The following is a 22,325-nucleotide window of genomic DNA, read 5'->3' as shown; positions in this document are numbered from 1 at the left end:
CACCAACACCGCCAGCATCATCTTCTCGAACAACGGCGCCAGCCAGACTGCCAACCTGAGCCGTACCAATGAAGGATGGTACAAGAGCGGTACCTGGTACGCCAGTCAGCCGGCCGGAAAAGATGAAATCACCGAAGGGACAGTTGATGAGGAAAAACTGGTTCTGTTCCAGAACTATCCGAATCCGTTCAACCCGACTTCCACGATTGGTTACTACCTGCCGGAATCCGATCATGTCAGACTTGAAGTCTATGACATGTTGGGTCGCCTGGTCCGGACTCTGATCAATGAAACCATCGAGAAGGGCTATCACACCGTCGAATTCCAGGCCAGTGACCTGCCATCGGGTGTGTATGTGTACCAGCTGCACTCCTCGACCGGTGTTCAGATCCGCAAAATGACGCTGATGAAATAACCGATTTTCTCAGGTGTGAAAAGCCGGTTCCGGGTTATTCCGGGGCCGGCTTTTTTTTTGCACGTGATCCTTTTCACAAGCAGGCAAAAAAGCGCTTTCATGTGACTTTACACACAGCAGCATCCGTAGATAAACCGATACCTTTGTATGGATTCCAACACCGAGGTACCCCATGACCAAAACTTGTTCCTCCTGTGAAAAAGCAGCCGATTGCGGCGGTGGGTTTGTCTGCTGTTCACAGGCCAACTTGCTGAAGGACAAACCAACTGATTTTCAGGGTGATTACTATCTGTCCATGAAACCGTATTTCTATTTCAGGGCGCATAAATCGGCCCTGTGTGCCGACTACCGGTCGTCTCTGGAAGATATCCGTATCACCAGCCGTTTAGTCTGAACAGCTTCCCTTCCCCGCTGAATTGGTCTGGCCGGATCCTGATTGTACATTTACCAATCGTCAATCAGGATCAGCCCAATGAAAACCCTTGCCCTCGTCGCCCATGATGGAAAAAAGGCCGATATCGTGGCCTTTGCCATGAAGAATAAAACCTTTTTGGATGGATATGAACTGGTCGCCACCCGATCGACCGGTCAGTTACTGCGTGATAAGTGCGGATTGAAAGTCACCCAGCTTGCCTCGGGTCCGTATGGGGGTGATGCTGAGATCGCAGCGCTGGTGGTGCAAAAGAAGGTTCACGGCGTGGTTTTCATTGTGGATCCGCTCGATAAACACCCGCACGACCCTGACATTCTGATGCTCATGCGGGTCTGCAACGTTCACGATGTCCCGCTTGCCTCGAACATTGCCACAGCGGAGCTGCTGGTGAAGGGGCTGGAAAGGTAGATGCTGGCAAAACCAGACAAACCGATCTTTATGAAACGTTTTTAATTCTTCTTCGTAAAAGGCTCCTGTACTTACCATCAGATCACAGGAGCCCGCGATGAAAACAGTCTTCCTTGTTTCCTTTCTGCTTACGTCTGCACTTGTTCAGGCCCAGACCATTGAACCGCTCCCACTTTCAAAAGCGCGGTCTGCCACCCCCCTTCCAAAAACAAGTCTGATTGCAGGCAACCACCTCGTTTCCCTGACCCCCTTTCAATTTTCCATCGGACCGGGAATCGGAACCAATCCGGCATACGGAAAAACCATCAACGACTACTCCCTGAACCTGTCGGTGGCCGACGATTTTAAAACGAGGAAAGCACAACTGTCGCTGATTTCTGGTTACGTCAGAGAAAACAGCACCGGAATTCAGCTCTCCACCCTGAGTTCAGAAGCCGGCAATTCCTTTACCGGCATTCAATCCTCCCTTATATACAATTCTACCGAAGGAACCCTGCATGGCATTCAGGCTTCTGCCGGACTGAATGACGCCCTGATCATGAATGGCTGGCAGTTGGGTGCCGTTAACTCGGCGGTCATTGGTGATGGCGGTCAAACCGGACTGGTGAATGTGAGTGATTCCTCCATCGGATTTCAGATGGGATTTATCAACATTGCCAGTGTGGCAGAAAAGGGGCAGGTCGGATTGGTCAACATGGCGGAAACCAATGATGGCGTGGCCATCGGGCTGATCAATTACAGTAAAAACGGGCGCAATAATCTGGAAACCATCCGGACGGAATCGGGCATTCAGCAATTTCAATACCGGACGGGCAGTGAACGTTTTCAACTGGTTTACCACCTTGGATTTAACGGGGCGCTGGAAAACAAACCGGTGATTGTTGGGGCCGGTGTGAGTTTCCGTAAACCCTTTTCCTGGGTGGATATCGGGTACGAACTCTCCGCCTCAAAAGTCAGCTTCAAGCAATTCTGGGATTCTGACCTGCGGTTTCTGGTTAAAAACCAGTTGATCACCGAGTTTAAAGTAACCGACTGGCTGCGACTGTCTGGCGGCGTAACCTTCAACGCCTACGGCGATGCAAATCGCACCGGAGAACGGGTCACCAGCGGCACCGACTATCAGGATAAGGTCAACAACGCCTGGTACCGATTTGGATTTGGGTATGTGGCCGGGATTAGCCTGTTCTAAGTGAACCAGGCGGGCAAAAATAAATTAACTGTTTTATCCCCCCTACTTCTTGAATCGTGGTCATTTTCGTCTAATATTATAGTCGACTATGAAATTGGACGAAATTTGAATCCTTACCGACCGAGAACGGTAGAACGTTTTTTCAAGCATGTTCCTTCAATTTTTCCGGCTAAGACAGTGGCTTAAAGGAAAAAAGGCAGGAATGCGGTTTCGGAAGCAGGCAGAACGGTACCGTTTCTCCCACCCCCAAAAACAAAAAACCCGCAACTCATTGTAAAACAATAACTTGCGGGTTCTGATTGCGGAGAGGGGGGGATTCGAACCCCCGATGCCCTTGCGGGCATAACGGTTTTCGAGACCGCCGCATTCAACCACTCTGCCACCTCTCCGGCTGTGGGCTGTTTAAGCGAATTGCAAAGTTCTTAAATCAGTCAGCCGATATCAACCTGATCCGTTAAAAATCCACCGTCTCACTTGATGGTAACGGTCACCCCGGGCAATCCGGACTTCCAGGCCATGACCCATTCTTCGGGAATCGGGCGGTCCAGGATGATCCTGGCCGACTTGTAGGTTTTCGCAAAAGCGATCCGGTCCACGATGATGCCATCCCACCATAGGGCCAGTTTACGGGCCGGCTTCAGTCGGGACAGTTCGATGAGCTTCGTTTTGTTGGAATCCTTCAGAAACACCGCCACCTGATAGACACCGTCACTCTTCTTCGTGGCGGTCATGCTTTCAATGTCGGTGGTGGTAAAATGAACATCGGGATCGAGAATCACCACATCATTCTTCCCCATGAATTCGCAAACCAGCGTATCCGATTTGATCTCACCGGTCAGGCTTTCCAGATGAAACCGGAATGCGACGGGTTTCGGGGCCGTTCCGGTCTGAACTACCGGCTGAGGAGCCGAACAACCAGCCACCACAAACAGGGCTGCCAAGAACAGCCTTCCAATACGCATCCCTTTCATCTCATCGTCCTTCCGCTGGGTAAAAAGTCATCATTCCTTTATCAGTTTCTGATAGTCCGGTGGAATGGGGGCTGCCCGTTTGGACGCCGGATCGACAAAGACCAGCACCGTATCGGCCTCATGAATCAGCTCACCGGCCTGATTCAGAATCTCGTAGGAAAACGTCACCGATACCCGTTTCTTATGGCTGATCCAGGTACGGACCCTGAGCCGGTCACCCATATAAGCCGGTTTTTTAAAATCCATTCTGACCGACGCGACCACGGGCATGGCCGGCTGGTTCAGAAACGACTGAAAATCAATACCGGAATCGGTCAGAAACCAGACCCGGGCCGATTCGAGATAGTTCAGGTAAACGGCGTTGTTGACATGCTGGTAGAAATCGAGCTGCCAGGATTCAACCGTGGTTTCCCAGGTTATGATGTGGCTGATGACTGGTTTGGGCGTATCCATTTTTGAAGAGAGCCAAAATGTGATGCAAAATGAAAAATAAGTATGGAAATGATAATACCGGTGGTATCGGCCAGAAAGTCCAGCGGATCTTTGCTTCGGCCCGGAATGAATCCCTGCCAGGTTTCATCCACGAAAGCGAAGAACATGCCGAAGAGCAACACAACCAGATACAACCGGATCCGCTTCTGACCCAGCGTGGTTCCCGACCACCATCTGAGGAGCAGGAATCCCAGCCCCCAATACTCGGCCAGATGAATCAGTTTATCGGCTGATAATTCAAAAATCGGCGTCAGTGTCTTTCCCGGAATGGAAGACAGGAAGAAAATCAGGCACATGTACCCGATGGCCGACCCTTTCAGAAAGCCCGGACTATTCACTCAGCAATTCCTGAATGGCAATGGGGATAAACTCGACCAGCATGGAAGCCGTCAGTCCATATTCGGTGGTTTCACTGACAGCCAGATCGGCTGCAAGGCCATGCAGATAAACCGCATCGGCCGCGGCATCTTCCGGGTAGGATCCCTGAGCAATCAGACCAGCTACCATGCCGCTGAGCACATCACCCGATCCGGCCGTGGCCAGTCCGGAATTGCCGGTTGGATTGATGATCACATACCCATCGGGAAGGGCAATCAGGGTATGAGGTCCTTTCAGCACCAGAATATGATCCAGTTTCCCGGCTGCTTCTCTGACCACTCCTACCGGATCGGCCAGCAGCACGTCTTTATCAATTCCCAGCAACCGGCAGAGTTCGCCAGCATGGGGGGTCAGGATCAGTGGTGCAGGAACCCGTGACAGAAAGTCGAGACTTTCCGAAACGGCAAAGAGGCCATCGGCATCGAGCACCACCGGCACTTCAATTTCCGCAATAAATTCCCGGATGAACTGGATGGTATCCGGTTCACGGCCCAGGCCGGGACCAATAACAATCACATCGGCTTTGGCAATGCGTTCGGCGATAACCGGATTTTCAAAGGCGGCCGATGACCATTCAACCGGATACACCAGTGCATCGGTGACCAGTGAGGCAACAGCGGGATAGGCGCCTGGCGATGTCAGAATGGTGACAATTCCGGCTCCGGTTTTAAGAACAGCCCGGGCTGCAAGCACCGCCGCACCGTGCATCCCCACAGATCCGGCGAGAATGACCACGTGTCCGGCCTGATACTTATGCATGATCCGGTTTCTGGCAGGAAAGAAATCGCGCACATCTTCTGCATCATTCAATCCGACCCGGGTCTGATTCATCAGCCGGAACGGAATGCCGATATCGACCACATGAAGGTCTCCCACATGCAGTGGGCCTTCATTCACGAAAAATCCCTGTTTCATAGCACCGAGCGCAATGGTTACATCGGCATCAACGCAGGTATTGGCCACATGGCCGGTATCAGAATTCAATCCGGTGGGAATATCGATGGAATAAGTGGCAGAAGGGCTGGCATTCATCCATTCAACGGCGCTGAACAGAAGGGGCGGCAGGTCGGCCCCGGTGGCTCCGGTGCCCAGAATGGCATCGACACAGACATCAGCAGGCTGCAATTCCCAGATACGGGCCGAATCAGCGATTTCAGTAATGGAAATTTCGAGGTCGGGATCGTTTTCGGTAAGATGTTTTAAAATGTCGTATTGTTTTCTGGCACTAACCGATAACTGGTCATTGGGAAACAGGAGGATGACGACAACCTTCCAGCCGCGGTTACCCAATTCTCTGGCGATCACCAGTCCGTCCCCGCCGTTATTTCCCTTTCCGCAGAAAATGATGACGGAAGGCATTTTCAGGTCTTCATGCTGATCCTGGATAAAGTCGGCCGCACCGCGACCGGCATTTTCCATCAGAACCAGATCGGGGATTCCAATGACTTCGATGGTCTGACGGTCAAGCTCGCGCATGACCGCCGCGGTCACAACAGGGTCCATTTTACCAGGCCGACAGGAGCAGTCCGGATGGCCATGCCGGCCAGATGCCCGTTACCAGGATAATAACGACAGCCAGACAGACGCTGACGAGGGCGAGCGACCCATGAATCGGTTCACGGCTGGTATCGACCGGCTGATACAGCGCCACCACAACCTTCAGGTAGAAACCGGCACTGATGATACTGGTAATAACAGCAAGTATGACAAGTGAGTAATACCCGGCCTGCCAGGCATCGATGAAAATGAGGTATTTCCCGACAAATCCGCCCAGAGGAGGCAATCCAAGCAGTGAAAACATGGTGATGGCCAGAATTGCCGATTCAAGCGGGCGCCGGTAACCCAATCCGCGGGCCCCATCGACTGACAGACCTTTGGAATCGGTTTCGAGCAACATGACCACAGCGAAGGCAGCAAAATTGGTCACCGCATAGACCAGCAGATAGTAGCCGACGGCCTGAAAACCACTTCCCGATTGAGATAAAAACCCGAGCAGGATGTAACCGGCATGGGCAACAGATGAAAAGCCAAGCATGCGCTTGATGGAAGATTGTGGTAACGCAGTCAGGTTTCCGGCAATCATGGACAGCCCGGAAACCACGGCCAGAATCCCGATCCATTTATCGGAAAGCGGCGGAGCCAGTTTAAGACCGATGACTGCCAATCCGGTGAATGAAGCCACCTTTCCTGCCGTTGCAAGAAATGCAGAAGAGGCCGATGGTGCACCCTGATACACATCGGGAGCCCAGAAATGAAAGGGAACACCGCTGATTTTAAAGAGGAATCCGACCAGAACAAGCGCCAGTCCAAGCCAGTACAACAGGCCAGCTTGTCCATTCTCCAGAAACTCACGGATGACCGTAAGTGAGGTGGAACCGGTGGCACCGTAAATAAGAGCAATGCCATAGAGTAAAAATCCGCCGGCAAAGGCACCGATCAGAAAATATTTCATGGCCGCTTCATTGCTCCGAATGTCCTTCCGGTTAATACCGGCCATCACATAGAACGGGATGCTCATGGTTTCCACGCCGATAAAGACGGTAATCAGATCGCCCGACCAGATGAGCATGAGCATTCCTGCCACTGCAAACGCCTGAAGGGCCAGGAAATCGGCTGTCTTCACTGAATAGGTCGATCCGGAACGGGAAACAATCAGAGTATGGAGACAGGCAATGAGCAGCACCACCCAGGAACCCACCCAACCGATGGATTCAATCCGGACAAATCCGTTAAACAGGTCACCGGTTGGCATTCCGCCGGTGGCAAGCAAAATCGCGGCTATCAGATAGCCGGCAAGGCTGACCAGAGTAACGGTCACCGGACTCAGACGTGTGGTGGCCAGAATCATCTGAACCAGACCGGTGATCACCACCACAAACAGTGGCAGCAGCCGGATGGAATCAGAAAGCAGTTGATCGGGTATAGTCATATCAGAAAATCCGGTTTTACAACAAAGCGTTCAGGGTTGCGAGTGATACCTGCAGGATGGCTCCCGGGGCGATTCCGATCCAGACCATCATGATCATCAGGGGAACCAGACCTGCCGCTTCAGAAACGGTGAGGTCATTTACCAGCTGACCTTGGGCAGGTTGGCCAAAAAACAGGTTGCGGTAAGGCAGCAGCATATAGGCAGCCGCCAGAACCACGCCAATGGCAGATGCGGCCGCAATCCAGGAAGGCAGCCAGGGAGAATTGAAGCTTCCCAGCAGAATATTGAACTCGCCGATAAATCCGTTCAATCCTGGTAATCCGATGGAGGAGAGCATGGCAATCATAAAAACGGTGGCCAGTACAGGGGCCTGAGATCCGACCCCACTCCACTGATTCCAATGGGAGGAACGGTTTTCCATCATACCAATCAGAAGAAAGATGGCACCGGTACTGACCCCATGATTCACCATCTGAATAGCGGCGCCCTGCAAACCGATGATCGTACCAGCCGACAGACCGAGAATGATGAATCCCATGTGGCTCATACTTGAAAAGACAACGACATCCATCAGGGACTTACGCGTGTAGGCAATCCAGGCCGCGTAGAGAATACCAGTCATGGCAAACACAGCGATCAGGGTCGATTCGGTGGTCAGAACCGGCCGCATGAATCCGTAGCCGAAGAGAATCATGCCGTACGTTCCCATTTTGGCCATTACCCCCGACAGAAACACCAGGGCTGGAATGGGAGTTTGCGGATAGGTCTGAGGAAGCCACATGTGCAGGGGAAACATGGCTGCCTTGATACCAAAGGCGATAAAGACGAACCAGAAGACCCAGACCGGAATGCCGATTTCGTTAACCAGCAGACTGACCGAATCAAAATCGGTCACAAACGCCGATCCTCCGTTAGTAAGAACCTGTCCGGCCGTGGTCGCCAGGAAAAGGATGGCCACCAGCAGCAGCAGAGAACCAGCCAGGGTGAAAATGAAAAAGGTCAGGTTGGCGGTCACCCGGTTTTCCCCACCCCAGATTCCAATGAGGAAAAACATGGGAATCAGGGTTGCCTCCCAGAAGATATAGAAACTGACCATGTCCCGTGAAAGAAAAACGCCCATCAGAAAGGCGGTTAACAACAAGAGATGTACCGTCAGCCACCGACTTTCCGTGCGGTTGCGGTTGATGGTTGCAACGGTGACAGCCACCGCGATCAGGGCGGTGAGAAATACCAGAAGCGCCGACAGGCCCGTCACACCCAGCGACACGGAGAGATTATACTGAGGCAGCCACGGGGCACTCCAGGTAAACTGGGACTGGGGAATGGTCACATCGAACTGAGCCAGAAGCCCAATGACGGCCAGGAAAAGAACCGATGAAACAGCGGCTCCCGTTGCCCGGGCCACATGCAGGTTTTTCCAGACCGGCAGTGCAAGCAGAACGGCACCAGCCAGCGGAATTCCAATGAGAAATAACGGATAGAGACTCACAGCAAAAGGCTCTCCTTACAGGTAAACCAGGTAACCGATCACGCCGGCCACACCGAGAATGAAATAAACCACATAGGTGGGAATGTAACCGGTCTGAACAAACCGGACCAGTTCTCCCACCGAACCCGAGACACGGGCAGTCAGGGTCAGGACGGGATACAGCACCCGTTCTTCTGCTTTTGCCCAAACCGAAGCCGACAGAATGGTGTACGGTTTAACAACCAGACGATCTAACCATTCATCCACATAATACTTATTGGCAATCAGGGTATGGAGTCCAGGGAAAGTCGATTTCATCCGATCGGCGAAGGACAGGTTACGTGAATAAACCAGCCAGCCGGTCAGCAGACCCCCGATGGCCACCAGTGAGCCGACACCGATGAGAATCCATTCGGTGGCATGAGACAGATGAACTTCCTGCACCACCATGGACGGACCCAACCAGGCAGAGATCCAGTTATGATCGGTAATGACGGGCGGAAGGCCCAGAAAACCCACAACCAGACTACCTGCTGCCAGGATCCATAAGGGAATGGTCATCAGGGCCGGTGATTCATGCGGATGGCTGACCGATCCGCGGTAAGATCCGCCAAAGGTGAGGCTGGTCAGACGCATCATGTAAACGGCTGTCAGCAGGGCTCCGAACAGAGCGACGGCATACAGTCCCGGACTTCCTGATGCAAACACCCGGGCCAGAATTTCATCTTTCGAGAAAAATCCGGCCGTCAGCGGGAATCCGGCCAGCGCGAGCGTTGCAATCATAAAGGTGATATAGGTGTGCGGCAGGTATTTCCGCAGTCCGCCCATCCGGGTAATATCCTGTTCATCGTGCATGGCGTGAATGACCGATCCCGATCCAAGAAAGAGGCAGGCTTTGAAAAAGGCGTGGGTAAACACGTGAAAAATGGCAATGGGGAATGCTCCGACTCCGGCGGCCAGAAACATATATCCCAGTTGGGACACTGTGGAGTAGGCCAGAATTTTCTTGATATCATTCTGGAACAGGCCAATGGTGGCGGCAAAAATGGCCGTTAACGCACCAATCACCGCAATAATCCCCATCAGTTCAGCAGAGAGACTCACCAGCGGACTCAGACGGGCAACCAGATAAACGCCTGCCGTGACCATGGTTGCGGCATGGATCAGTGCAGAAACGGGAGTGGGTCCGGCCATGGCATCGGGAAGCCAGGTATAAAGGGGAATCTGTGCGGATTTACCAGTTGCCCCGATAAACAGGAAAAGTCCGGCCCAGAACACGGTTTCGGTATTCATGGCTCCGACCGAACGGGCCCAGTCATTAATCGAGGTAAACTGAAGACTTCCGATTTCACTGAACAGCAGGAACATCCCGATCAGAAAGGCCAGATCACCGATCCGGTTCATGACGAAGGCCTTAATGGCTGCGTCATTGGCAAACGCATGCTGGTACCAGAACCCGATGAGCAGGTAGGAGCACAGACCGACGCCTTCCCAACCAAGGAACAGGAGCACCAGGTTATCGGCGAAAACCAGATTGAGCATGGAAAAGATGAACAGGTTCAGGTAGGTAAAGAACCGCCAGAAACCTTCATCATGGTGCATATAACCGATGGAGTAAACGTGAATAAGAAATCCCACGCCGGTGACCATCAGGCCCATCAGAACCGAGAGACTGTCAATCTGGTAAGCCACCGGCACCGAGAGAGGACCTGCTGTAAACCAATCGTAGTATTTTACAATGGCCACTTCACCGGCAGACATGCCCATAAAAATGGAAAGCAGAACCAGAAACGGGATCAGAACCGCAATAGAACCCAGCCAACCCACCAGCGATTTGCGGCTGTCAGAACGCCAGCCGGCCACATTGAAAAGACCCAACGCCCCGTTGATAAGGAACCCGGCCAGGGGTGTCAGAATAACCAGATAAAAAAGCGAGCTATCCATGATTTACCACCGAAGCAGATTAATTTCGTTAACATTAGCCGTTTGCCGGTTCCGGAAGATGGAAATGACAATGGCCAGACCGACGGCCACCTCGGCTGCGGCAATGGCCATCACAAAGATGACCAGCATCTGACCGGTGACATCATTGTGCAGTCTGGAAAAGGCAATCAATGCCAAATTGACCGAATTCAGCATGAGTTCGACGCTCATAAAAATGGTAATGGCATTTTTCCGGGTAAGAACCCCGAGCACCCCGATGGTAAACAGGACCCCGGAGAGCAGGATAATGGTATCCAGGTGTTGATTAATCATTTTCAACCTTTTTTCTGGCAAGAACCACTGCACCGACAACCGCTGCAAGCAGAACCACTGTGATCATTTCAAAAGGGAATACAAAACGGGTAAAAAGGGCCTTTCCGATGGCTTCTGCCGTACCAAGATCGGGGAAATCCTGACCTGCAACGGGAGAGGAAGACCATCCGGGCAACTGGAGACTCAGGATGTACAGAACCTGCAGCAGGAAACCGGCCGCTATCAGGACCATCAGTCCCTTCTTCAGGTCAAAGCTTTCGAGAAGCGTGATATCTTCCTGAAGATTCAGCAGCATGATGACGAAAAGGAAGAGGACCATAATGGCCCCGGCGTAGACAATCACCTGAATGGCTGCAAGGAACTGGGCCTCCATCAGCAGGTAAAGAAACGCGATGCAGAAAAAGTTAAAAACCAGCGCGAGGGCACTGGTAACCGGACTTTTCCCGGTGACCACCAGAATACCCGATGCGATGGCAAGAAAGACAACAGTGTAGATGACGATATCAAAAATCATGGTTAATCCTGTCAACTGTGCTGGTTGACGATATTGACGATTCCAGTGGTTATCATGTGAACAGCAATGGCGGCCAGAAACAGATTCATCACCTTTGCAAAAGCATGAGAACCTGACCGGCCCATAAACCGGGTGACATAATCTGAATAATAGAATACAAAGAACACAATGATCATATTCAGAACCAGGCTGATGGTGGTGGCCATCCACCCGTAACTATCATTCAAAACCAACAGCGTGGTAATGGCAGTCGGTCCTGCGATCAGAGGCACCCCGATGGGCACAACCCCGACGGTGATGTTGCTGTTTTTCCGTTCTTCAGACGAAAAAACCAGATCGTAAATGGCCAGAACAATCAGAATAATTCCACCGCCGATTCTGAGGTCATCCACCGTGATTCCCATGATGGAAAAGACCAGTTTCCCGGCCAGCAGAATAATGACACAAACAGCCAGCGCGGTTAAGGTGGATTGTGTCCCCAGTTTGCGCTTTTCCTTCAGGGTCATTCCCGTTGTCAGCGAAATGAAGATCGGGATGATTCCCGGTGCATCGAATGCGACAAATAAGGGAATAAAGGCCTGATACAGTACTTCAAGGGACACGTTTCACCTGCTTTACAGGGACCGGATGATGAGCAGCACAATGGCGGTCACCACCACATTGATCAGTCCGATCGGCAACAGATACTTCCAACCCAGTTCCATCAGGTGATTCCATTTAAACCGCGGAAGCGTCCAGCGGACCCAGATGAACACGAAAATGAAGAAACACATTTTCAGGATAAACGTGAGCACCTGAAGAGCTGCCACCAGCCATGCCGGGGCCCCATCCAGCCAGAGTGATCCGAACGGAATCTGATAGCCACCCAGATACAGGGTTGCCAGCATGGAACTGGCGACGACGAGGTGGGTGTATTCGGCGAAAAAGAACAGGGCAAACCGCATGGATGAATATTCGGTATGGAAACCTCCGACCAATTCCTGTTCCGATTCGGGTAAATCGAAGGGCAGACGGTTGGTTTCAGCAAAGGAGGCTGTGAGAAACAGAATAAAACCCACCGGCTGAAGTACAATATTCCAGTACAGCGGATTGTCGGTTTGAGCCTTCACAATATCGACCACCGACAGGGACCCACCGATCAGAATGATGCCGATGATGGCCAGTCCCATGGTCAGTTCATAGGAAATCATCTGAGCAGAAGCCCGCATGGATCCCAGAAGGGAGTATTTGCTGTTCGAAGACCAGCCGGCCAGGGTGACACCGTACACGCCAATGGAAGTAGCACCCAGCACATAGAGAATTCCGATATTCACATCGGCGATGTAGAGCCCGTCTGCAATGGGGATCATGGCATAAATGATAAAGGCCATGATTACGGCAATGCCGGGGGCCAGGGTATGAACGATTTTACTGGCCTGATCGGCAATAATTTCTTCTTTGAACAGAAGTTTCAGAATGTCGGCAAAAGGCTGAAGCAGTCCCCACGGTCCGACCCGATCGGGACCGATCCGGTTCTGGATCCGGGCCGAGACTTTACGTTCGGCATATACCGAGTAGGCAACGAACAGAAACAAAGACCCGAAAATGCACAGGGCCAGAATCAGATGTCCGGTCAGGGTAAGGGTCATGATTTAATAACCTCTCCGGTTTGAATTTTCACACCTGTTGTTCCCATGGTGCCGTGAGACAATCCTTTGAGTGAAGGAATCAGACCAGAAGCCATTTTCAGAATGGCATCGGGCGATTGGAACACAGGTTCCCCGTTCAATCCTGACAGGATTTCCCAGGTCGGTTTTGCATCTACCACATTCACCGGTTTGGCCCATTTGTCATGTTTCCACGCATGTTTGTCCCAGCGGGAAAGGCCGGTTTCACGCATAAGCGTCCGGTTCTGATGGGTAACGGTTTTTGATGGTTTCACACGCTGAGCAATTCCCTGTGCATTGATGAAGGTGCCCGATGTTTCGGCCACCACGGCTGCCGGGAATACCAGATCGGCCACCGAGGCGGTTTCATCCCAGTTGTAGCTGAATGAAATGACCTGACTCAGTTTTGATCGGTGCGCAGCGGTCAGTCCGTTTGCAAACGGATTTTCCTCGATCACCACCAGAGTGGCAATGTCACCCGATTCAATGGCACTGGCAAGCTGAGCCGGTGACAGGTAGGTTCCTGCAAGCGGTTCGAGCAGATCGAGGGCTGTCTGATTGGGCGTCTTATCCGCCCGGATCAGCAGATGGTCATCACTGCCCTTTTCATGACGGTACCGGGCAAACCGGGTCACACCAGCCTGTCTGAATGTCTGAATGGCAGCAAAGGAATCTTCGAGAGTTGCATAAGGCGATACCACCACCGCTGTTTTAGCAGCGTTTGCAGATATCGCAGCAGATAAGCTTGTTCTGGCATCTTCCCAGGTCAGGGATGTTCTGGAACCGGAAGCAACCCGATGCGGACCGCTGACCCGGTTTTCATTCATCCACTTAATATTCAGGCGACCTTCATCGCACATCCACCACTGATTGACCTGCGGATTTTCGCGTGGGGTCACCCGCAGAATTTCATTGTTTTTCACCCAGGTCTTGGTGTTACAACCTCTGGCACAGCCGGTGCAGACCGAATCGGTTTCTGACATTTCCCAGACTCTGGCTTTGAACCGGAAGTGCTTGCTGGTCAGGGCCCCGACCGGACAGATATCGATGACATTCATCGAGTACGGATTATCGAGTTCCTTTCCGGGGAACGTGGCAATGTAGTTATGATCTCCCCGCTCAATGACCGTCAACTGAGGCGCTTTGGCCACTTCATCACAGAACCGGACACACCGGGTGCAATTGATGCAGCGTTCCGCATCGAACACCACGTTCGGGCCCAGTTCAACGCGTTTGGGTTTGTGGTTCTTTTCGAACTCGAAACGGGATCCTTCCGGACCGTATTTGAATGTATTTTCCTGCAGGGGACATTCACCCGCCTGATCGCAGATGGGACAGTCGAGGGGGTGGTTTATGAGGATAAACTCAAGAACCCCTTTCTGGGCATCTTCAATCACCTTAGAGGTTTTATGAGTCCGGACCACCATGCCTTCACTGGCAGGCGTGGAACAGGAGGTAATGGGTTTGGGCATCCACATGATGACGGGCTTTCCGTCGGCATCCAGTTCGGGTCCGTTCGGACCCATCTTCGGTGTACCGGCTTCCACCAGACACATGCGGCAGTTACCCGAAATGGAAAGTCCGGGGTGGTAACAGAAATGAGGGATTTCCACACCGACCCGGGCAGCCGCCTCGAGAATGGTGGGTTTTCCTTCAACCTGATGTTCTACCTGATCAATAATAATTTTCATATCTGTATCAATTCATCCTGTCAATGGACTACTGTCGGCCTTCAATGACGAGGGCTCTGAAATGGCCGTTTACCCGTCCGGATTCTATCAATTTCTTTTCCCTGTTCAACACTTCCAGAACCGCAGGTCTGGTTTCTTCCGACATAAAATTTCCGGCGATGTCCTTAAAAACCACATGCAGCAAGGTACCGCTGATCACTTTTTCGAATCTGATGTTAAAATTGGCACGCAATTTCTGGAGACTACCTGCTGATTCTGCTGCTTCCGACGGATCGGACCACCGCATCCTGAGCAACCCGGGAGAACCTATCCGGTTTTTTGTTCGTGTGGTACCGGGAATCCGTTTCCACTCATCCGGCCAGGAGGCAAGCACCTCATTGGCTTCCTGAAGCAACTCCTTTTCCCACTGAAACCGATCCGGGCCGAAATAGTCAATCATGAGAACCTGTTTGCCCGGCTGAAGAGCCTCCTTAACTTTCCTGATGACCTTATCCATCGGGAACAGGTGATGAAAGGCATGTTCAAAAATCAGAACCTGATAGTCATCAACCGGATCCGTCAGAAAATCGCCGGTTACGAATTGCAAACCGGGGTTCAGGTTATTAAAACGGTCTCTGGCCTTACGGATTCTTTCATCGGCAATATCCAGACCGGTTACCCGGTGAAACTGTCCGGTCCGAAACCATTTTTCCTCTGCAGATCCATCTCCGCAACCCACCGACAGGGCGTCAGACTGATCAGGGCAAAAGGTTTTTGCTAACCACTCCCGGTATCCGGCAGATTCATCACCGGTTATTTCCCGGTTCCACAAACCTTCCAGCCAGGGGAAATCCCAGAAACTTCCGGCGGCAGACGACTCTGAATTCCACTTTCTTCTGATCTGGTTTTTCACGCCAAACCGCGGAAGTGAGAATCCTTTGCGTTCAATTTTAACAGCGATGTCAAAGAAATCCTGGCGCGTGACCAGATTAAACACCCGAAACCGCCTTCATGGAATACTCCCACCCGGCAGTGGGTGAACCGACCATCCGGGCTTCAAACTCAGATTTAAAACGGGTAATGGTGTTTCTGACCGGCCAGGCGGCGGCATCGGCCAGCGCACAAACCGTTCTTCCTTCCATCTGCCCGCAGATTTTAAGAAGCAGATCATAATCCTGACTGGTGGCTGTGCGGGCGGCAAATTTGCCCACGACTTTTTCGAGCCATCCGGTGCCTTCCCGGCAGGGTGTGCACTGGCCGCAGGATTCATGATGATAAAATTTCGTGAGGGTGTGAAGCACCTCGACCAGATCGGTGTCTTCATCCATGACAATGATTCCGGCCGTTCCCATCATGGATCCCACTGTACGGAGGCCATCGGCATCCATGGTGGCTTTATCGACCATTTCAGGGGTGAGAATCGGTGTGGATGATCCACCCGGAATCACGGCTTTCAGTTTCTTCCCTCCCCGGATTCCGCCGGCAACGTCAAAAATCAGATCCTTTAACGGCAATCCGGTCGGACCTTCATACACACCCGGTTTGTTCACATGACCTGAAATACCGTACAGAACAGGTCCCGGGTGTTTTTCTGCACCTACTTTTGAAAACCAGTCTGCACCTTTCCGCATGATGACAGCGGCGCAGGACAATGTTTCGATATTGTTGATGGTGGTGGGCTGTCCCCACAAACCAACCTGAGCCGGGAACGGTGGCTTAATCCGCGGATACGGGCGTTTGCCTTCGAGTGAATTCATCAGCGAGGATTCTTCGCCGCAGATATAAGCGCCGGCACCCCGGTGAATGACGATTTCAGTTGAAAAATTCTTACCGAGAATCTGCTTGCCTACATATCCCTTTGCATAGGCTTCATCCAAAGCTTTCTGAAGGATGTTGATCCATTTTACATACTCACCACGGATGTACACATAGGCCACCTGGATCTGCATGGCATAACAGGCGATCAGGGTTCCTTCAATAAACAGATGGGGATTAAACTCAAAAATCTGGCGGTCTTTGAATGTACCTGGTTCGCCTTCATCACCATTACAGGCCAGATAGCGAACCTTATCCCCCTTCGGCATGAAACTCCATTTCATTCCGGTAGGAAAGCCTGCTCCGCCGCGACCGCGCAGACCCGACTTTTTCACTTCATTAATCACATCATCGGGTGTTTGTTCCAGCGCTTTTTTAAATCCGGAATAGCCACCATGTTCTTCATAGACCGCGAGTTTATGAAGGTCTTTGATATCGGGAAGAAGCACCTTTTCGTAATTATCGAGTAAACCCATCTTACCGTCCCAACTCTTTCAGTAACGCATCCACTTTCTGGATGGTCAGGTTTTCCACATAATCATCATTGACCTGCATGGCCGGGGCTGTTCCGCAGGATCCCAGACATTCCACTTCTGAAACCGTAAACAGCTGATCAGCCGTGGTTTCGCCGTGTTTCACTTTCAGTTCGGTTTCCAGGTGATGAAGGATGGACCGGGCCCCATTCAGGCTGCAGGAAACATTCGCACAAACCTGAAGGTGATATTTCCCAACCGGTTGTTTGTTGTACATGGTATAGAAAGAAACCACACCATACACGTTGGCAACCGGAATGGCCAGAACGTCAGCAACGGCCTGAATGGCCTCACCGGAGATCCAATTTCCGTTTTGTTCGTGGGCAATCCATAGAACCGGCATAACCGCTGAATCTGCAGTGGGATATTTCTTCCGCTCCGCCTCGATCCGTTTTAAATTTTCTGCTGTGAACTGAAACATTACACTTGGTGATTGGTGATTAGTGATTGGTCAACTGGCTTCTGGCTTCTGGCTTCTGGCTACTGGCTACTGGCTACTGGTTACTGGCTTTTTCCCCTTACTTATCCGCTTCGCCCATCACCGGATCCAGAGATCCGATAATGACCACGGTATCTGCCATCTGCGACCCTTCAAGCAGAATAGGAAGAGATTGCAGATTCACAAAACTCGGACTGCGGATTTTCAGGCGCCAGGGATGACCGGTTCCATCGCTTTGAATGAAAAATCCCAATTCGCCCTTGGATGACTCGATGGCCTGATACACCTGTCCTTTTTCGGGACAGACTCCCCAATCGGTCAGCATAAAGTCGTGGATCAGGCCTTCCATGGTGTGGTAAACCTCTGATTTCCAGGGGTAAACCTGCTTGGCATAATCGGCACGAACCGGACCGGGGGTGGTCAGTTTATCGAGACATTGTTCGACGATGCGGACCGACTCGTAAAACTCTTTCATTCTGACTTCATAACGGGCCAGCGAGTCGCCTTCATTGCTGAGGGGAACATCAAAGTTGACGTCGGTATACTTGAGATAGGGATGCGTTTTGCGCAGGTCCCAGTTTACACCCGATGCTCTCAGATTGGGTCCGGTCAGACCAATTCCTGTTGCAGTCGGACCATCAATATAACCGATTCCGGCGGTCCGCTGAAGGAAAATTTTGTTACGGTTCAGCAGTTTTTCCCATGATTGAACATGAGCCGGGAACTGTTTGATAAAGGTTTTGATGGCCTGAATGGTTTCGGGCGAGATATCAGAGGCCAGTCCGCCGATACGGGAATGAGACACGGTAAATCGTGCCCCCGTCAGCAAATCGAAAATGTCGTAAATCCGCTCCCGCTCCCTGAAGGTATGAAGGAACACGGTCAGTGCGCCGGTATCCATGATCATGGTTCCCAGCCAGAGCAGGTGGCTCGAGATCCGGGCCATTTCGCACATCATGGTCCGGATCCATTGGGCCCGTTCGGGGACTTCGATGGCAGCCGCTTTTTCCACGGCCAGGCAGAGTGCCACATTGTTCGAATAAGGCATCATGTAATCCAGCCGGTCGGTATAAGGCATGAACTCATGATAGGATTTGTTTTCGGCCAGTTTTTCCATGGCCCGGTGCAGGTAACCCAATTCCGGAATGGCCCGTGTGATGGTTTCCCCATTCATTTTCAGAACGATACGCAGCACCCCGTGAGTGGCCGGATGGGAGGGACCCATGTTGATGACCATTTCGGATTCGAGCGGATCGCTGCCTTCAAGCGTTACAAACGTGTGTTCGTCTTCGAGCAGCCGAAGCAGCTCATCGGTGGTTTTGGGCTGGCTCATGGTTGATTCCATCAGTGGCCGCCGGAAGGAAGGGGAATCGATCCTTCGATTCCGATCAGCGGGAATTCTTTCCGGAGGGGGTAATATTCAAAATCCTGGGGCATGTACATGCGACGCAGATCGGGATGACCGGTAAACGTGACACCGTACATATCAAATACTTCGCGCTCCATCCAGTTGGCAGCCGGCCATATATCGGATACCGTCGGACAGGTCAGATCCGATTCGTCCACGCGGGTGACCAGACGGAGAAACCAGGCCTGAGTGAGGTTTCTGAGGTGATAAATAACCTCATACCGTTCTTCATCGGTAAACCGGTCCGTTCCTAGGCAATCGGTGATAAAGTTGAAACCGGTCTGATCGCGCAGATAGCGGCAAACAGCCGGCACATCGGTTTTTTTAAAATAAAAAGTCAGTTCACCGCGATGTGTTTCTTCACGGAGGATGGAACCGGAAAAGGCAGTCCGGAAGGCATCCATGGCTTGCTCAAACGTCATATTACCGATCCATCAGCACCGAGTGCTGTCCGATTTTTTCCTGAATCTGCATCAGTGCATTGATCACGGCATCGGGACGGGGCGGGCATCCGGGAACGTAAACATCGACCGGAATGAATTCATCAATTCCCTGTGTGACCGGATAGGAGCGGAACATGCCGCCGGTAGATGCGCAGGCACCCATGGCGATACACCATTTAGGGTCGGGCATCTGATCCCAGATTTTCCTGACTACCTTGCTCATTTTATAGGTACAGGTGCCGGCAACGAGCAACAGATCGGCCTGACGGGGTGAAAACCGGAACACTTCTGAACCGAAACGGGCCACGTCATACCGTGGACCTGCAAAAGCCATCAGTTCAATACCGCAGCAGGAAAGACCCATGGGCATGGGCCAAACGGCATTTTTTCTGGCCCAGTTGGCCAGTGCATCCACCGTGGTGGTGATATATCCTTCGCCGAACGCGCTTTCTACTCCCATTCCAACACTCCCTTTCTGATGATATAAAAATACCCCACAAACAACAGCGCGATGAAAATGATCATTTCGATCAGGGCGAAGAGGCCGAGGGCATCAAACTGAACCGCCCACGGATACATGAACAGAATTTCAACATCGAAGACCACAAAGATCATCGCCACCATGTAGTACTTAACCGAGAACCGTTCATGAGCGGTTCCAACCGGTTCCATCCCACTTTCGTAGGGCGAGTTCTTGACTTTATTGGGCCGTTTCGGGCCAATGAAGTTTGTGGCGATCAGGGAAACCACGCCGAAACTGACGGCGAGGAAGATGAGGAAAAAGACCGGTAAATACTGTTCAATCATGTAGCGGTCACCGAGGTAAAAAATGAAGCCCGAAGATACCAAGGGGGGGGTGTAAAATCAAACCGGACCGGCAACGGACACCATCGAAACCAGAATCCGGTCTTCATGGTGTCATTTCTCTGGCTGTAACTTCTCAGTTTACAATCGTAAAACCCAAGATCAATTGAATACCAGACCTGTCAGCAAAACCCTCATCGGCCAAAAAATAGGCCTGTAACTGTGGCTCAAGAACCACAGTTTTGTTGATGGGCCAGGAATACCCGAAGCCAAAATCGAAATAGACCGGAAATCTCTCAGTATTAACGGGGTGGGTCATTTTATCCACAGTATTCTGGCTGATTCCAGCCTCTATTGCTGTTGAGAAATAGGCAAGTTGGGTCAGATAATACCTCAAAGTCGGTCCGGCAAGCAAATACAATGTTTCTCCTGAAAACTCCTTGCCCTCCAGGTTTTCATAAGCTGCAGTGACTGCGAAACCAAATCCCGTCTGATTTGATTTCATCCGGGTAAAAGAAGCCGTCAGATCGGTAAAAATCCGTGAATAATCTTCCACCCCCTTCACCTTTTCATAGGAATAGGAAGCCGACCCTGAATACAAACTAGTGCCCGACCTGATTAACAATTGCCCGTTTACTTCTTTGCTGACCAACGCAAGGAATAAAGCCACCAACCATTTAATCATACGGATATCCTTATTATTTAAAGTCAAAAGTACGTTTTTCCAATTTTTCATAAAAATTCATTCCAGGCCACATAATGAACTATCCATTCAGACATGTAATCTCTGCCCTGCGGCAACATCGGGGCCTTCTGGCACCAATTGACTGTTGATTTCCGGATGGTTATCATCCGGTTTTTGCAAAGGATGCACCATGATCCGTTCATTTATCATTACCAGCCTGATAATTCCGATCCTGATGGGTTGTCAGCGAGCGCCTTCGCAGGACAGTGAGTTTGTTTCTGTCAGTTCACGTTTGATGGAAGCCTGGCTGGAACAGAATCCGGAACTGGCCACCTACCTGGGCGATCACCGCTGGGATCACCGGATTAACGATTACTCGGAGGCCGGGTTGCAGGCTTCACGCCGGTTGGTCATTTCCTATCGTGACAGCATACTGGCTCTTTCACCCTCAGGTCTCAACGAAGCCAACCGTGTGGACCGCCAGATTCTCCTGAATCAGCTTAACTATTTCCTTTTCTCGGCAGATACGCTGAAAGAACACACGTGGAATCCGCTGATTTACAATGCCGGGAATCTGATTTATCCTTTGCTGTCACGGGAATTTGCCCCGCTTCCCCAACGTCTCCAATCGGTCAGGGCACGGTTGCAGGCCATTCCGGAAATGCTCACCGCTGCCCGGGAGAACCTGAAAAATCCACCGGTGGTCTTTGTCAATACGGCGATCCGGCAGAATCAGGGATCGATCTCCCTCATTGCTGAAGGATTGACTCCATTTATCGAGCAGGCGCCCGATCTGGCAGGTGATCTCCAACCAGCCCAGGAAGCCGCCATTGCTGCTCTGCAGGACTACCAGGATTGGTTAACCACCACCCTTTTGCCACAAGCCAATGGCGATTTCCGGATCGGAAAGGAACGCTTTAACCGAAAGCTCTCCTATGTACTGGAATCGGATCTGGAAACTGAAACGATTCTGACATCGGCCCAAAGCGACCTCAGAAAAACGCAGGATGAATTATTCGACACGGCCCGACCCTTGTTTGCCTCCTGGTTCCCCGACAGCAGTCTGACCGATCGAAAAAATGTAATCCGCACGGTGCTGAACCGTCTTTCAGACAATCGTCCGACTGCAGAAACCATTGTTGCTCAGGCCGCTGCCGATCTGGATTCCATCACGGCTTTCGTCAGACAGGCCGGATTGATCACCGTACCGGATGAGCCGGTAAAACTGATCGTGATGCCCGAGTTTCAGCGAGGAGTGGCTGTGGCTTATTGTGACTCCCCCGGCCCGCTTGAAAAAAACGGAGAAACCTTCTATGCCATCTCCCCGCCACCCGCCGACTGGACCGCAGACCGGGTAACCTCGTACTTCAGAGAATACAACACCCACATGCTCAGAAACCTGACGGTTCATGAAGCCATGCCGGGACAT

25 protein-coding genes and 1 tRNA gene are annotated in these 22,325 nt (G+C 51.7%); 5 read left to right on the top strand and 21 right to left on the bottom strand.

Annotated elements, in window-relative coordinates:
* The 4 genes from HUU10_15120 to HUU10_15105 all read left to right on the top strand — a co-directional run.
* Window positions 1–415, top strand: a 415-nt coding sequence (locus HUU10_15120) for a T9SS type A sorting domain-containing protein (GenBank protein ID NUQ82933.1), incomplete at its 5' end; no start/stop codon positions are given.
* A gap of 172 nt (window positions 416–587) precedes the next feature.
* Window positions 588–809, top strand: coding sequence for a hypothetical protein (locus HUU10_15115; GenBank protein ID NUQ82932.1), 222 nt, complete (start codon window positions 588–590; stop codon window positions 807–809).
* A gap of 78 nt (window positions 810–887) precedes the next feature.
* Complete coding sequence (locus HUU10_15110) at window positions 888–1,256, top strand: methylglyoxal synthase (protein NUQ82931.1); 369 nt, start codon at window positions 888–890, stop codon at window positions 1,254–1,256.
* A gap of 97 nt (window positions 1,257–1,353) precedes the next feature.
* Window positions 1,354–2,445, top strand: coding sequence for a hypothetical protein (locus HUU10_15105; protein NUQ82930.1), 1,092 nt, complete (start codon window positions 1,354–1,356; stop codon window positions 2,443–2,445).
* Between the two features lie 302 nt (window positions 2,446–2,747).
* Here the strand turns inward: HUU10_15105 and HUU10_15100 are convergent.
* The 21 genes from HUU10_15100 to HUU10_15000 form a co-directional block, all read right to left on the bottom strand.
* Window positions 2,748–2,834 (bottom strand) — tRNA-Ser (locus HUU10_15100).
* 81 nt (window positions 2,835–2,915) lie between these two features.
* Complete coding sequence (locus tag HUU10_15095) at window positions 2,916–3,386, bottom strand: hypothetical protein (GenBank protein ID NUQ82929.1); 471 nt, start codon at window positions 3,384–3,386, stop codon at window positions 2,916–2,918.
* A gap of 60 nt (window positions 3,387–3,446) precedes the next feature.
* Window positions 3,447–3,869: an acyl-CoA thioesterase gene (locus tag HUU10_15090; protein NUQ82928.1), complete on the bottom strand. Its 423-nt coding sequence runs from the start codon at window positions 3,867–3,869 to the stop codon at window positions 3,447–3,449.
* Entirely contained in the window at window positions 3,833–4,246 is a 414-nt protein-coding gene (locus HUU10_15085) for a VanZ family protein (GenBank protein NUQ82927.1), read from the bottom strand. The genes HUU10_15090 and HUU10_15085 overlap by 37 nt, the downstream gene beginning before the upstream one ends.
* Window positions 4,239–5,777 (bottom strand): NAD(P)H-hydrate dehydratase, encoded by a 1,539-nt coding sequence (locus HUU10_15080; GenBank protein ID NUQ82926.1) that lies wholly within the window; start codon window positions 5,775–5,777, stop codon window positions 4,239–4,241. Before HUU10_15080 ends, HUU10_15085 begins: the two co-directional genes overlap by 8 nt.
* Before the next feature lie 13 nt (window positions 5,778–5,790).
* Window positions 5,791–7,215, bottom strand: coding sequence for an NADH-quinone oxidoreductase subunit N (locus HUU10_15075; GenBank protein ID NUQ82925.1), 1,425 nt, complete (start codon window positions 7,213–7,215; stop codon window positions 5,791–5,793).
* A 16-nt stretch (window positions 7,216–7,231) separates the two neighbouring features.
* Entirely contained in the window at window positions 7,232–8,704 is a 1,473-nt protein-coding gene (locus HUU10_15070) for an NADH-quinone oxidoreductase subunit M (protein NUQ82924.1), read from the bottom strand.
* Between the two features lie 15 nt (window positions 8,705–8,719).
* Complete coding sequence (gene nuoL, locus HUU10_15065; GenBank protein NUQ82923.1) at window positions 8,720–10,627, bottom strand: NADH-quinone oxidoreductase subunit L; 1,908 nt, start codon at window positions 10,625–10,627, stop codon at window positions 8,720–8,722.
* Window positions 10,628–10,630: 3 nt separating this feature from the next.
* Complete coding sequence (gene nuoK, locus HUU10_15060) at window positions 10,631–10,939, bottom strand: NADH-quinone oxidoreductase subunit NuoK (protein ID NUQ82922.1); 309 nt, start codon at window positions 10,937–10,939, stop codon at window positions 10,631–10,633.
* Window positions 10,932–11,453, bottom strand: coding sequence for an NADH-quinone oxidoreductase subunit J (locus HUU10_15055; GenBank protein NUQ82921.1), 522 nt, complete (start codon window positions 11,451–11,453; stop codon window positions 10,932–10,934). The genes nuoK and HUU10_15055 overlap by 8 nt, the downstream gene beginning before the upstream one ends.
* An 11-nt stretch (window positions 11,454–11,464) precedes the next feature.
* A complete protein-coding gene (locus tag HUU10_15050; GenBank protein ID NUQ82920.1) occupies window positions 11,465–12,055 on the bottom strand; it encodes a MarC family protein in 591 nt (196 codons plus the stop codon).
* Between the two features lie 12 nt (window positions 12,056–12,067).
* Complete coding sequence (nuoH, locus tag HUU10_15045; GenBank protein NUQ82919.1) at window positions 12,068–13,081, bottom strand: NADH-quinone oxidoreductase subunit NuoH; 1,014 nt, start codon at window positions 13,079–13,081, stop codon at window positions 12,068–12,070.
* Window positions 13,078–14,790, bottom strand: coding sequence for a (2Fe-2S)-binding protein (locus HUU10_15040; GenBank protein ID NUQ82918.1), 1,713 nt, complete (start codon window positions 14,788–14,790; stop codon window positions 13,078–13,080). The genes nuoH and HUU10_15040 overlap by 4 nt, the downstream gene beginning before the upstream one ends.
* A 28-nt stretch (window positions 14,791–14,818) precedes the next feature.
* The gene (locus HUU10_15035) at window positions 14,819–15,766 is read right to left on the bottom strand and encodes a class I SAM-dependent methyltransferase (protein ID NUQ82917.1); all 948 of its coding nucleotides are present in this window, start codon (window positions 15,764–15,766) and stop codon (window positions 14,819–14,821) included.
* Entirely contained in the window at window positions 15,759–17,060 is a 1,302-nt protein-coding gene (gene nuoF, locus HUU10_15030; protein NUQ82916.1) for an NADH-quinone oxidoreductase subunit NuoF, read from the bottom strand. The genes HUU10_15035 and nuoF overlap by 8 nt, the downstream gene beginning before the upstream one ends.
* A gap of 1 nt (window position 17,061) precedes the next feature.
* Complete coding sequence (gene nuoE / locus HUU10_15025; protein ID NUQ82915.1) at window positions 17,062–17,538, bottom strand: NADH-quinone oxidoreductase subunit NuoE; 477 nt, start codon at window positions 17,536–17,538, stop codon at window positions 17,062–17,064.
* Between the two features lie 97 nt (window positions 17,539–17,635).
* Window positions 17,636–18,901: an NADH dehydrogenase (quinone) subunit D gene (nuoD, locus tag HUU10_15020; protein ID NUQ82914.1), complete on the bottom strand. Its 1,266-nt coding sequence runs from the start codon at window positions 18,899–18,901 to the stop codon at window positions 17,636–17,638.
* Window positions 18,901–19,386, bottom strand: a complete 486-nt coding sequence (locus tag HUU10_15015; protein ID NUQ82913.1) for an NADH-quinone oxidoreductase subunit C — start codon at window positions 19,384–19,386, stop codon at window positions 18,901–18,903. The genes nuoD and HUU10_15015 overlap by 1 nt, the downstream gene beginning before the upstream one ends.
* Window position 19,387: 1 nt before the next feature.
* Window positions 19,388–19,867, bottom strand: coding sequence for an NADH-quinone oxidoreductase subunit B (locus HUU10_15010; protein ID NUQ82912.1), 480 nt, complete (start codon window positions 19,865–19,867; stop codon window positions 19,388–19,390).
* Entirely contained in the window at window positions 19,858–20,214 is a 357-nt protein-coding gene (ndhC, locus tag HUU10_15005; protein ID NUQ82911.1) for an NADH-quinone oxidoreductase subunit A, read from the bottom strand. Before ndhC ends, HUU10_15010 begins: the two co-directional genes overlap by 10 nt.
* 133 nt (window positions 20,215–20,347) lie before the next feature.
* Window positions 20,348–20,896: a hypothetical protein gene (locus tag HUU10_15000; protein NUQ82910.1), complete on the bottom strand. Its 549-nt coding sequence runs from the start codon at window positions 20,894–20,896 to the stop codon at window positions 20,348–20,350.
* A 190-nt stretch (window positions 20,897–21,086) separates the two neighbouring features.
* Here HUU10_15000 and HUU10_14995 point away from each other — a divergent pair.
* Window positions 21,087–22,325 (top strand): DUF885 domain-containing protein (locus HUU10_14995; GenBank protein ID NUQ82909.1); only part of this gene is annotated, 1,239 nt, incomplete at its 3' end.

It is taken from the genome of Bacteroidota bacterium, assembly GCA_013360915.1.
GTDB lineage: Bacteria > Bacteroidota > JABWAT01 > JABWAT01 > JABWAT01 > JABWAT01.
This window is presented reverse-complemented; position numbering and strand designations above follow the sequence as displayed.

Coding starts and splice junctions, on each gene's coding strand:
- HUU10_15115 (NUQ82932.1), top strand. CDS start 588: ATGACCAAAACTTGTTCCTCCTGTGAAAAAGCAGCCGATTGCGGCGGT.
- HUU10_15110 (NUQ82931.1), top strand. CDS start 888: ATGAAAACCCTTGCCCTCGTCGCCCATGATGGAAAAAAGGCCGATATC.
- HUU10_15105 (NUQ82930.1), top strand. CDS start 1,354: ATGAAAACAGTCTTCCTTGTTTCCTTTCTGCTTACGTCTGCACTTGTT.
- HUU10_15090 (NUQ82928.1), bottom strand. CDS start 3,869: ATGGATACGCCCAAACCAGTCATCAGCCACATCATAACCTGGGAAACC.
- HUU10_15075 (NUQ82925.1), bottom strand. CDS start 7,215: ATGACTATACCCGATCAACTGCTTTCTGATTCCATCCGGCTGCTGCCA.
- nuoL (NUQ82923.1), bottom strand. CDS start 10,627: ATGGATAGCTCGCTTTTTTATCTGGTTATTCTGACACCCCTGGCCGGG.
- nuoK (NUQ82922.1), bottom strand. CDS start 10,939: ATGATTAATCAACACCTGGATACCATTATCCTGCTCTCCGGGGTCCTG.
- HUU10_15055 (NUQ82921.1), bottom strand. CDS start 11,453: ATGATTTTTGATATCGTCATCTACACTGTTGTCTTTCTTGCCATCGCA.
- nuoH (NUQ82919.1), bottom strand. CDS start 13,081: ATGACCCTTACCCTGACCGGACATCTGATTCTGGCCCTGTGCATTTTC.
- HUU10_15040 (NUQ82918.1), bottom strand. CDS start 14,790: ATGAAAATTATTATTGATCAGGTAGAACATCAGGTTGAAGGAAAACCC.
- nuoF (NUQ82916.1), bottom strand. CDS start 17,060: ATGGGTTTACTCGATAATTACGAAAAGGTGCTTCTTCCCGATATCAAA.
- nuoE (NUQ82915.1), bottom strand. CDS start 17,538: ATGTTTCAGTTCACAGCAGAAAATTTAAAACGGATCGAGGCGGAGCGG.
- nuoD (NUQ82914.1), bottom strand. CDS start 18,901: ATGGAATCAACCATGAGCCAGCCCAAAACCACCGATGAGCTGCTTCGG.
- HUU10_15015 (NUQ82913.1), bottom strand. CDS start 19,386: ATGACGTTTGAGCAAGCCATGGATGCCTTCCGGACTGCCTTTTCCGGT.
- HUU10_15010 (NUQ82912.1), bottom strand. CDS start 19,867: ATGGGAGTAGAAAGCGCGTTCGGCGAAGGATATATCACCACCACGGTG.
- ndhC (NUQ82911.1), bottom strand. CDS start 20,214: ATGATTGAACAGTATTTACCGGTCTTTTTCCTCATCTTCCTCGCCGTC.
- HUU10_15000 (NUQ82910.1), bottom strand. CDS start 20,896: ATGATTAAATGGTTGGTGGCTTTATTCCTTGCGTTGGTCAGCAAAGAA.